The organism is Rhodococcus sp. KRD175, from assembly GCF_017168275.1.
Taxonomy (GTDB): Bacteria; Actinomycetota; Actinomycetes; order Mycobacteriales; family Mycobacteriaceae; genus Rhodococcoides; species Rhodococcoides fascians.
The window spans coordinates 30747-42534 of record NZ_JABFAQ010000003.1 but is presented as its reverse complement, the minus strand read 5'-3'; the positions used below and the strand labels follow the sequence as shown (position 1 = coordinate 42534).

General features: G+C 60.7%; 8 protein-coding genes. 7 read left to right on the top strand and 1 reads right to left on the bottom strand.

Annotation, left to right across the window (positions count from 1 at the left end; all coding sequences use genetic code 11):
- Positions 1-484: 484 nt before the first annotated feature.
- The 5 genes from J1M81_RS03565 to J1M81_RS03545 are packed head-to-tail and all read left to right on the top strand — an operon-like array spanning position 485 to position 7774.
- Positions 485-2428 (top strand): class I SAM-dependent DNA methyltransferase, encoded by a 1944-nt coding sequence (locus tag J1M81_RS03565; protein WP_051048301.1) that lies wholly within the window; start codon positions 485-487, stop codon positions 2426-2428.
- Positions 2421-3578: a restriction endonuclease subunit S gene (locus J1M81_RS26130; RefSeq protein ID WP_230558421.1), complete on the top strand. Its 1158-nt coding sequence runs from the start codon at positions 2421-2423 to the stop codon at positions 3576-3578. The genes J1M81_RS03565 and J1M81_RS26130 overlap by 8 nt, the downstream gene beginning before the upstream one ends.
- On the top strand, positions 3578-7054 hold the full coding sequence (locus J1M81_RS03555; protein WP_008709905.1) for a type I restriction endonuclease subunit R: 3477 nt from the start codon (positions 3578-3580) through the stop codon (positions 7052-7054). The genes J1M81_RS26130 and J1M81_RS03555 overlap by 1 nt, the downstream gene beginning before the upstream one ends.
- Positions 7047-7565, top strand: a complete 519-nt coding sequence (locus J1M81_RS03550; RefSeq protein WP_008709907.1) for a hypothetical protein — start codon at positions 7047-7049, stop codon at positions 7563-7565. Before J1M81_RS03555 ends, J1M81_RS03550 begins: the two co-directional genes overlap by 8 nt.
- Positions 7562-7774, top strand: coding sequence for a helix-turn-helix transcriptional regulator (locus tag J1M81_RS03545; protein WP_008709909.1), 213 nt, complete (start codon positions 7562-7564; stop codon positions 7772-7774). Before J1M81_RS03550 ends, J1M81_RS03545 begins: the two co-directional genes overlap by 4 nt.
- 121 nt (positions 7775-7895) lie before the next feature.
- Here the strand turns inward: J1M81_RS03545 and J1M81_RS03540 are convergent, their stop codons facing one another.
- Positions 7896-8927, bottom strand: a complete 1032-nt coding sequence (locus J1M81_RS03540) for a DUF3644 domain-containing protein (RefSeq protein ID WP_008709911.1) — start codon at positions 8925-8927, stop codon at positions 7896-7898.
- 419 nt (positions 8928-9346) lie between these two features.
- Between J1M81_RS03540 and J1M81_RS03535 the strand changes: the two genes are divergently transcribed.
- Positions 9347-10735, top strand: coding sequence for a DDE-type integrase/transposase/recombinase (locus tag J1M81_RS03535; RefSeq protein WP_206497615.1), 1389 nt, complete (start codon positions 9347-9349; stop codon positions 10733-10735).
- Positions 10735-11577, top strand: coding sequence for an IS21-like element helper ATPase IstB (gene istB / locus J1M81_RS03530; RefSeq protein ID WP_206497614.1), 843 nt, complete (start codon positions 10735-10737; stop codon positions 11575-11577). Before J1M81_RS03535 ends, istB begins: the two co-directional genes overlap by 1 nt.
- Positions 11578-11788: the final 211 nt, after the last annotated feature.

Here is an 11788-nt window from a genome sequence, read left to right as displayed (position 1 = left end):
CGCGTGCGACGGCGATGACGTCGCGGCGGAACTCCTCGGGAAATGCTTTCGGCATGGTGAACATCCTTCCACCGTGAGGAGCGATCCTCACAGATCAGATGTCAACCAAAGCTGGGGCAGTCCCGTGTGTCATCTACGTGTCACATCGATGCCTCCTAGGCCCAAGTACGAAACTCGGCTACGCGACGAGTCCTCGCTTTAAGCCCCTGTCGCGACACCCGCCCGACCAGAAAAATCTCAGGGGCAGCAACCACCGCGCGGTACCCGCCCGATGTCCCCCAATGCGAGGCTCCGAGCGCACGTATCACCGAACTCGTCCCGTAGGTTCGCATATGCATTCCTCCGCGCCCGTCGATACGATGGCGACCCCTTCGTGCTGCTCGTCGTGGACCTACTGCGCAACCTTCGCTGAAGCAATACAAGGTGCTGATGTAACGTCCGCGATACATTCTTATTGGGACCGGGACCGATCGAGGGCAACGCATTGACTGAGGCAGCGAACAGCAGGACCACCGCACGCATCGTGTGGGACACGGCTGACAAGTACCTGCGGAACATCGTCGACGAGGAGGACTACGGCGACTACATCCTCCCGTTCACTGTGCTTCGTCGACTGGAATGCATGCTTGCCGACTCGAAGGAGGAGGTGACAGCGTTTGTCGCTTCGCTCGCAGGCATGCCGCCGCATCTCATTGACATCGCGGTGAAGGACAAGTTCCGGTTGAGCTTCTACAACGTCTCGCCGCTCGACCTCGTCACGATTGCGTCGGTTGACGACAACGTGGACAAGTCGCTGCAGAGCTACATCGACGGATTCTCGAACAACATCGCCGACATCTGGACTTCTTTTGACTTCAACCGTCGCGTAAAGGTGCTCGCTGACGCCAACCGCCTTCTGGCCGTGGTGAAGCACTTCTCGAAGCTCGACCTGTCACCAGGCCAACTTGCCAACACGGCCATGGGCGATGTCTTCGAGGACGTGATGTACCGGGCCTTCAACAAGAAGGGGAAGGCCGCAGGTAACTTTTACACGCCGCGCGACGCGATCAAGCTCATGGTTGACATTCTGATCACCAACGATGACGACGGTCTGGCGGGTGAGAGCGCGCTGCGCTCCATCTACGACCCGACCGCCGGCTCCGGCGGGATGCTGCTCGTCGCGCAGGACGCGCTCAAGCGGATGAACGAGAAGATCGACGTCACGTTGTATGGGCAGGAGCTAATGGCGTCTGCGTTTGCCCTCGGCAAGGCCGACCTGCTTATTCAGGGTGGCCGACCGGATGCGATCAAGCGGGGTGACACCCTTGTCGAGGACTTATACGGGGATCAGACCTTCGACTACGTGCTCTCCAATCCTCCGTTCGGCATGGACTGGGAGGCAGTCGAGAAGGAGGTCAGGAAGCAGGCCGAAGTTGACGGATCGCGCTTCAGCCACGGTCTTCCTGGTGCCAGTGACGGTCAGATGTTGTTCCTCGCTCACTGCGCGTCGAAGCTCAGTCCCGCAGCCAAGAACGGTCAGGGTGGCCGCGCCGCTGTTGTCTCGAACCAATCGCCGCTGTTCAACAGCGACAACGGGCCGAATTCGATCCGCCAGTGGCTCCTGGAGGACGACCTGATCGACACGATTATCGCTTTGCCCACCAACATGTTTTACGGCACCGGCATCGCAACATATGTCTGGGTCCTCGACACCAATAAGGATCCCGACCGTAAGGGCAAGATCCAGCTCATCGACGGTTCCGGCCAGTGGGACTCGCTACGGAAGCCGATGGGTGAGAAGCGTCGCGAAATGGGGAAGGCTCATCGGGATAGCCTGGTGGAGGCTTACAAAGCATTCGAGCAGGCTGACCCCGCGATATCTCGCGTATTGACACCGAAAGACTTCATGTTCCGGGACGTGCCTGTGTACAAGCAGGCACGCTTCGGCACTCATTTCGACGACGCAGTTGCTGAGTCGTTGCGTGGCCTCCGCGACTTCACCGACGGTCATGACGCAATCCTGCGTTCACTTCACGGCACGCCTTGGAACGAACTCCCGACCGCGCTCCCCCTCGCCGCAAAATCGGCTGGATTGAAGGCCACAGCGGGCTTCATAGACGCTGCGATGAAGGCAATGGCGGTGCAGGATGACTCCGCCCCGCTCGCCGTCGATCGCAAAGGCAACCCCGTCATCGTCCCGGGCTGGAAGATCACTGAACGTGTGCCTTTAAGTGAAGATCTGGACGAGCACATGGCGCGTGAGGTGCTGCCGTACGAACCGGGTGCTCGATGGGACGAGGGCAAGGCTAGGTACGGAACCGACATCCCCTTCACTCGGATCTTCTACGTGCCAGAGCAGCCGAGGCCGTTGGCAGAGATCGACGCGGACGTGGAGGAGCTCATGACAGAACTGAGTCGGATGTTCCTAGAGGTGCGGTCGGATGACTGACACACCCACCATCGGTCTGCAATACCTCGTCAGGCTTCGAAGCGGTCAAGATTATAAGCACGTTGCTGACGACGCAGGTGAGATCCCGGTAATCGGTTCTGGTGGGCCGTTCGCGGCAGCCTCCGCACATCTTTACGACGGCGAGTCGGTCCTGTTTGGTCGGAAAGGAACGATCGATCGCCCTCTGCACGTAAACGGCAAGTTCTGGACCGTTGACACGATGTTCTATACAGAACTGAGCCCCGCCGTTTTCGGGCGGTGGCTTTATTACTGGGCGACTACTATCCCGTTCAGTCTGTACTCGACGGACACCGCGCTTCCTAGCATGACGAGCTCGACCCTCGGGCGGCTACAAGTACCCATCCTGGCACTACAAACTCAGCGCGAGATCGCAGCATATCTTGATTACGAGACCGGAAAAATAGACAGGATGATTGCCAGCCTCGACCAACTGACGCGGCAATTGCGGCATCGCCTTTCACAGGTGGCCACGCACCTCGTGTTCGGGCTCAAGCGCCATGAGGGTCGTCAGAGCCTCCATACGCAGTCCGTGCTGGACGGTATCCCGGATCGCTGGCGGCGCACCAAGTTCGGCTACGACTTCGCTGAGAGCATGGAACGCAACGGCGGGGACCCGCCCGGGCCCCTCCTCTCGATCTCCGAGTACAGGGGTGTCGAGTTAAACACTCGTACCGAAGGTCAACAAGCTTCGCTCGACGTCTCGAAATACAGGGTAGTGCGGCCGGGGCAGCTCGCAGCTAACATGATGTGGCTCAACCACGGCGGGCTCGGGGTGTCGTCTCTTACCGGGTACATCAGCCCCGACTACAAGGCGTTCTGGATCTCAGACCGGTTCGAGTCGCGCTACGTTCACCACCTATTCCGGAGTTCACGCTACATCGACTACTTCGCCGCCATCGCAAACGGCGTGCGTCCTAACGCTCAGAGGGTGACAAAGACCGTGCTGGACGCAACACCGGTGCCGCTCCCACCTCTTCACGAGCAGGTTCAGATCGCAAACCGGCTCGACAAAGCCACCACGCACGTCGACGCCATGCTGACGAAAGTCGCCGACCTCAAGGCCTTGCTCCTGGAACGGCGCTCGGCGCTCATCACCGATGTTGTCACCGGTGGGAAAGAGGTCGCGTGATGGGCGATGCACAGCTCATGGAGTCGGAGTTCGAGCTCAACCTCTGCGCAGAGCTATCGGAGCGCGGGTGGTTGTACGAAAACGAGGGCAAGACCACCGGTTGGGACATCGGCCTGGCGATGGTCCCCGCTGACGTACTGCACTGGCTCGCAACCCATCATGCCGACGAGTATGAGAAGGCCATACCCGCGGACCTTGTAAGCGAACAGAAGACCGCAGCCCAGCGAAAGCTGTTGCAGCACATAGTTAAAGAGCTTGCCAAGCAGACGAAGATGGACTCTACCACTGGTCATCCTGTCGGCGGTCTGCTCGGCGTACTGCGCAAGGGCTTCAACTATGCCCAGGTCGGTCGCCCAGCAGCGAAGTTCGGACCGATGATGGAGTTCCCGCCTGCGAACCCCAACCTCACCGAGGTGGTAGAGGCCGCCGACTCGGTGCGGCTGCGCATCTTGAGGCAGGTGCGTTTTGACACGGCGACCAACGAGACGATCGACGTGGTCCTCACGGTCAACGGTCTTCCCGTCGTGACGATGGAGCTAAAGACCGACAACACGCAGTCGGTCAACCACGCGATCCGCCAGTACAAGGAGGACCGCCGGCCCGGAAGAAACCGGGCACTTCTCGCGCCTGGTCGCGCCTTGGTGCACTTCGCCGTGTCGAACGACCTTGTGTACATGACCACGAAGCTGGAAGGCGAGGACACCGTGTTCTTGCCCTTCAATCAGGGCAACGAAGGTCACGAAGGCAATCCTCCGTCGGGTACCGGCTCGTCGACCAACTACCTATGGCGGGAGATCCTCGCCCGCGCGACCTTCATGCGCGTCCTCAAGGATTTCGCGTTGTTCGAGCCGAGCAAGTCTGGCAAGAAGGACGGGCGGCTGGTGTTCCCGCGCTTCCACCAGCTCCGCGCGGTCGAGCGTGTCGTTGGTGACATCGCGGTGAACGGTACGGGCGGGCGCTATCTGATCTGGCACTCGGCTGGCTCTGGAAAGACGAAGACGATCGCGTGGCTTTGTCACCGGCTGATTCGGCACATGACCGAAGACTCAAAATCGACTTTCGACTCAGTCATCGTCGTCACTGACCGCAACGTGCTCGATGAGAACATCCGCCACGACATGAACCTGGTCCAGTCTAGTAAGGGCTTGGTCGTCAGCGTTGGAGAACAGTCCGGGGCGAAGTCGCCCCAGCTGAAGAGGGCACTCGTCGAGGGCGACCACATCATTACCTGCACCCTGCAGACCTTTCCCGAAGTCATGAAGCTGATCGAGGACACGAATGAGCTGCGCGGCCGGCGGTGGGCGGTGGTTGCCGACGAGGCGCACTCCTCTCAGTCGGGTTCCGCAGCGAAGAAGCTCAAGGAATTGCTGGTCGACGTCGAGCTCGGCTCAGACCACGAAGACATCAGCGCTGACGACCTGCTGCTGGCCAAGGACTCGGCCATAGCCGCATCCAGCAACATCACGTTTGTGGCTCTCACCGCCACCCCGAAAGCAAAGACGCTGCGACTTTTCGGCACCGAGCGTGACGGCCGATGGGAGGCCTTCGACACGTACACGATGGCGCAGGCGATCGAGGAGGGCTTCATCCTCGACGTGCTCACCAACTACTCGACCTATGACATGTTCCTGCGGGTGAGGAACACACTCGAAGGGGAAAACGAGATTCGGGTCATCACCGGGCAGGCGGTCACCAATATTGTCCGGTTCGCGCGGCTGCACCCGACGGCGATAGCGCAAAAAGTGCGTGTTGTAATCGAGCACTTCCGACGGAATGTAATGGACGTGCTCGGCGGTGAGGCAAGAGCAATGGTTGTAACTAGCTCCCGCATGGAGGCGCTGAGTTGGTCGAAAAAAATGAACTCTTACCTTGCAGAGCAGGGCTTCACCGACATGAAGACCTTGGTCGCCTTCTCTGGTTCGATCGTCGATGAAGATACCCGCGAGTCCGTCACTGAGGTCTCGCTCAACAATCGCAGCGACGTCGCCCGTGCGTTCCGCGAGGAAGACGATAGCCGGGTGCTGATCGTTGCCAACAAATTCCAGACGGGGTTCGACGAGCCGCGGCTCATGGCAATGTACGTCGACAAGAAGCTCACCGGTGTCGCCACTGTCCAGACGCTCTCAAGACTCAACCGCACCTACCCAGGCAAGACCGCCCCGATGGTTGTTGACTTCCGGAACTCGCCAGCCAGCATCCAGAAGGACTTCAGGCTCTACTACTCCGATGCCTACGTCGAGGGAGATGTAGACCCCAACGCGCTGTACACGCTCGGAGAGCGCCTGGACACCGCTGACATGTACACGCCTGACGAGATGGGTGCCGTCGCCGACGCCTTCCTCGCCGACTCGGGTGGAGAGACAATCGCCAAGGTCCTCGCCCCGATAAAGAACCGCTGGAACGGTCAGATGCGACAGGCCGTGCTGAGCAAGGACAAAGCAAAGCGAGAGGAACTTGAGCAATTCCGTGCTGACGTGATCAGTTACCGAAACGCCTGGCAGTTCCTCAGCCAGATCGTCGACTACGAAGACTTGGATCTGGCAAGACGTGCAATCCTCGCGACATTGCTCGCCCGCAATCTTCACTCTGACGGCGAGGACTACGACGACAGCTATTTGGAGGGCGTTCAGCTCTCGGGCGTGAAACTCGTACCAGCCGCTATCGGTGAGGACCACTCGCTGCGCGAAGGCAGCAGTGAAGGAATCAAGCTGCCCACCTTTGATGCGGAGCAAAACAATGGCGGGGCGACACCGCAGCGGGGCCCGCTCGACGAGGCCATCGACAAGGTGAACGAAATGTTCCAGGCCAAGGGTGTCGACGTGAGCCCGGAGAGTGTGTCTGGGTTCATCACGACCTTTTGGGGGTTCCTCGACGCGAACGAAGAAGCCGTGGCGATGGCGAAGAACAACACGGTCTCGCAGCTCAAAGCTTCTGAGGGATTCAGCGGTGCTGTGGGTCTGGCGGTGCTAAAAACGGTCAGCGAGGCGCAAGAGATTCAGTCGTACATGACTGATCCGGCCTTTCTCCAGGCAATCACCGACATTGCCGCAAACGCCATCCACACGCAGTACCGCAGACCTCCACGCGTGCCAAGAGACCCCGTCCAGTCCGAGGATGCGCGAGCGGCCCATTTGGCTCTTGGCGCGCTGGCCTTCCTTGAGGAGGGCTGGGTCGACGGTGATGCCGGGGAGATTATCTCCAGAGAGGTGATCAGTCGAAGTAGCCAAGTCATAGACGTGATGGCGGACCTCGGCAACGTCCCGGGATCGGTTTTCCCAACCGAGCAGGGCGGTGTGCGTTTTTACTGGCCGCACGCCGGAAATCAACTGACGATCGAGGTCGAGCCCTCGGGCGCGCTGTACATCCATACCGCCGACGTGGCAGCGGGAACGTTCCAGGACGAGACGGTGCCCAAGGACGCTGACCTTGGAGAGCGACTTTCAACGTGGTTGGTCCAGGAGGGTAACCATGAGTGACGACGCAACAGCGCCGAAACGTGTGCGGATGGACGTCGGTGACATCGAACTCCTGCGCACTGTCAATAGCTCCTGGGTCAATGCCGCCGGTATCGTCGATCCGGCGGCGTTCGACCTCAGCACGGCCGACAGGACGGACCTCAATCGTCTGTCCATCGCGCGCGGTGACGCAATAACCCCCGAGCAGGCGTACGCGGATCGAGCAGCCGTCATTCAGGCTCGGTTCAAAGCGAAGGGGAAAAGCCACAAGCCTCCAGCCGGTGTTTTGGCGGTGACCGTGGACGAGGTCGAGTCTGCAGAGGTCAAGTCATCGGAGGGAAGCCGAACGCCGCTTACGGTATGGGACGACTCGATGAACCGCAATCGCTCCAACTACCACGGGCACATCGACTTCAACGAGGTTCCAGCCGACAACAGAGGTCTGTGTCTGCTGGTTGCCAAGACTATGGTCGCGCAGGCGCAGGACAGAGGCTGGAAGTTCCGCCCCGTGGAGCCCGTGGAACAGCGATGACCGAGCCCGTGAGTCTCGCGTCCGTAGGTGACGCCGTGCGGACCGCCCGACGTGAGCGAGGCTGGTCGCAGACGAAACTAGGCGAGGAGGCCGGGGTGTCTCGGCCGACAATTGCTCGCATCGAACGCGGCGACGACGCATCGGTCGGTACCCTCGCGAAGGTGACTGCGGCGGTTGGGCTGGCGATCAAGATCGAGGCGACGCAGTAGGGCCGTCATCCCGCTGCCCATCGGCATGCCCGCGTAACCGGGAAACGCTCACATGGTTCTGGTCGACGCCGCGACAGGGGTGTGTCCGTGTCGGAACAAGCTCGTTCTTGCCGCTGACGCCTTATGCGCTATTCGACCGTGATTGTTCGGCCCGCGCCCGCATCTTCTTCTGGTACCCGCGGTACTCATCTCGTAACCTGTCAAAACGCTGGTCAGTGATTGAGGAGATGTGGGAAACTGCCGCTCCAGACCAGACATGGGTGGTCGCGTTGCTGTGTTTCCAAGCATATTTCTGGTTATCGCGCAGCGACTCTTTCCAACAGATTGTCTGAAGATCGTAGCTATTCAACTTCCGCCCCGAACGCTTCTTGTTCACGCGCTCTATTAGCTCCGTGGCGCTGTAAGGATGAGTCAGGTTTGGATCGGTCTTCTGGATGGCGACTTGCCCGTCTGCCGTCGACGACACTGCGACAACGAGGTCAGCGCTCGTCATCTTCTTCTGAGATTGCAGGTGAATGTCATAGACGACCGCCAGCCGACCCATATCGGCCCCTTTTGCCTCGGCGTTGTCCATCAAGTTACGCAGCTCTTTGATGAACTCCTCGACCTCGGCGACCATCGTCGAACTTTTATCGGCTCTCATGAATTGAACCGCGTCGGCGGGGGCGGTCGCACCAAGCGGCAGCAGTTGCCAGGTCATCGAATCGGCGAGATCTTTTTTGAACTTGGCCAACACGAAGTCACGGTAATTGAGCACGTTCTGCTGCAGGAACGGGTGGATCACCGCTCCGAGCCCCTGAGCGTTGTACAGGTGGATCGCACGATCTCGGTATTCTGTAAGGGCTTTGATGTTCACGGTCGTCGCAACACCGTCTACCTCTTCCGGCCAAAGGTTGCCCGCGTTGACGCGGCCCAGCGCATCGTCGATCGACACCGACAAATACCGCTGACCGAGCTTTTTCGGGTAGAAGATCGACTGCCTTTGCTGTCGCAGTACAGCTTTGAGGGCAAGCTCCCATGCATTTACCACCAGCATGACAGTGACCTCGTCACGATAGGTCATCTGCGGCTTGTTGTAGACCTCGACTGCCGCGAGCATGGCGGCAAGCGAGTTATCGATCAGGCGTTTGATTGACACATACGGCGCGCTCACGGCACCCTCCGCTCCATTCGCACCTCAGCGTACTGGTCCGGCTGTCAACAACGACCTGAAGATTGTCGGACGCCACCTGGCCTACGCTTCCCATCAACGAGACCCGGCAGAGAGATGCCCAGCAAACCCGCGACCGAGCGCGCAGCAGTGACACATCACCGGAAGCGACCACCATGCCCGACTTAAACAACCTTGACGGTGAACACGTAGACAATGCCGGCCTCGTTCCACTGGACCAGGCTCCCCGCTTGGTTGTGCAGATGATTGCCCGCTTCGCCAAGGTGACGGCGCTCATCGAAATTCCCCACTGACGCTCACTGAAATTCCCCACCCGTGTGGCACCGCCAACGAGGGCGGGTCTCCCCGGATGCTGATGGTCTCTGACCACACACCAGCTACCCGAAGGAGACCCGCTCCTCATGCTTACACGGGAGGAAGACGTGGAAATACACGCCCTGCATCAACGAGGCTGGAAGATCGCCGACATCGCACGGCACACCGGCCGCGACCGCAAGACCATCCGGTCCTACCTCAACGGGACCACCACACCCGGAGTGCGTAAACGCAGCTTCCCGGACCCCTTCGAGGTGTTCCTCGCCTACGTCACCGCACGCCTGTCCGAAGACCCACACCTGTGGGTCCGCACCCTCTGCGACGAGCTCGAAGACCTCGGATATTCGATGTCGTATCAAACGCTGCACCGCAAGATCCGAGAACTGAAACTTCGCCCGATCTGCAAAGCCTGCCTCACCGCAACCGAAAGACCCAACGCAGTCATCGATCACCCGCCCGGTGAAGAGACACAATGGGATTGGGTCGATCTACCGAACCCACCCGACTCCTGGGGATGGGGCTCGATGGCACATCTGTTCGTCGGAACGCTGGCCTGCTCGGGCAAATGGCGCGGGATCCTCGCCCCGGACATGACCCAACCCCATGTCGTCGACGGACTCGACCGCATCTGCCGAGGCCTCGGCGGCGTCAGCCGCGTGTGGCGGTTCGATCGGATGGCGACAGTCTGCCACCCCGACTCCGGCCGCATCACGGCCAGCTTCGCCGGCGTCGCCAAATATTACGGTGTCTCCGTCGCCATCTGCCCACCCCGCCGAGGCAACCGCAAAGGCGCGGTGGAGAAGTCCAATCACACTGCAGCGCAACGGTGGTGGCGCACAGTCGCCGACGATCTGACCGTCGAACAAGCCCAAGCAAGCCTCGACCGGTTCTGCAGCCTGCGCGGTGACACCCGGCTGCGACCGACGAAGGACGGGAGGGCGTCGGTGGGGACGATCGCCACCACCGAGGGGTTGCATCCGTTGCCGGCGGCTGCGTATCCGGCGATCATGAGCACCGACCGGGTCGTCTCGCGCCAAGCGTTGGTGTCCTATCGCGGTAACCGGTATTCGGTGCCACCCGAACTCGCCTGTGCCGCTGTGACAGTGACGCATGTTCTGGGCGCCGATGTCATCGACATCGTCACCACATCGGGCATCACCATTGCCCGGCACCATCTCGCTGCCGATGGGACTGGGGCGATGGTCCGCGATCACGGACATGTCTACGCCCTCGAACAAGCAGCGATGTCGGGTGCGAACACCGGCCGCCCGCACCGCCGGAAAGAACGGATCCCACCCGGACCCGACGCTCTCGCTGCTGCCGAGAAGCTCCGAGCGTCGGCCGAATCGACACTGTCCTCCGGGGATGGTCAGCGCGAAATCGGCAGTCATGCAACTGAATCCACTGGCACCGGCGCGGTCATCTACGACCTGTCGGTCTACGAACGAGCCGCACACGGAAGGAACACCCTCTGATGGTCGACAAGAAAACAGGTGACCGGATGCCGGCACCGAACACGACCGAAGCGGCGAGTCTCTATCAACGCCTGCGTGGGCATCTGGCGGTCCTGAAATTGCACGACGCCGCCGAAGCGTTGCCTTCGGTCCTCGACCAAGCAGCGGCCGAGGAGCTGTCGATGACCGCGGCGTTGGATCGGTTGCTTTCGATCGAAGTCGAGGCCACCGAGGCACGGCGTTTGACCGGCAGGTTGCGGTTCGCGTGTTTGCCGACGCCGGCATCGCTCGAGGACTTCGACTACGACGCCGCGGCCGGTATCGACCGCAAGCTCATCGACGAGCTCGCGACCTGCCGCTACTTGGAGACGGCGACGAATGTGCTGCTCATCGGCCCTCCCGGGGTCGGCAAGACGCATCTGTCGGTCGGGCTCGCGAGGGCTGCTGCGCATGCCGGGTATCGGACGTATTTCACCACCGCTGCCGATCTCGCTGCCCGCTGCCACCGGGCAGCACTGGAGGGGCGGTGGGCGACCACAATGCGTTTCTACGCCGGCCCGACGCTGCTGGTGATCGACGAGCTCGGCTACCTACCGCTACCCGGTGAGGCAGCGTCGGCGCTGTTTCAGGTTGTCTCGCAACGGTATATGAAGACATCGATCGTGATGACCACCAACCGCGGTGTCGGATCCTGGGGTGAAGTGCTCGGTGACAACACCGTCGCCGCAGCCATGCTCGACCGGCTCCTGCATCGCTCCGTCGTGCTCAACCTCGACGGCGATTCCTACCGGTTACGGGACCACAACGCCAGATCGGAGAAGCTCCGCAAAGCCACCACCGGAACCCGCCAACCACTACAGTGAAGACCGCTCACGAGTGGGGAATTTCGGTGAGCGCGGTTGGGGAATTTCGCTGAGCCTCGTCAAAGGGGCTATCCGAACCAATCGTTATCGGTGAGAACGGGCGGCCGGTGGCGGCCTTGATCCCGATAGAGGACTTGTTACGGCTGCGCGAGTACGACCAGCAAGCTCTCGATCCGGAGGACTCGTTCTACTTCGAGCTCGACCGAAGGCT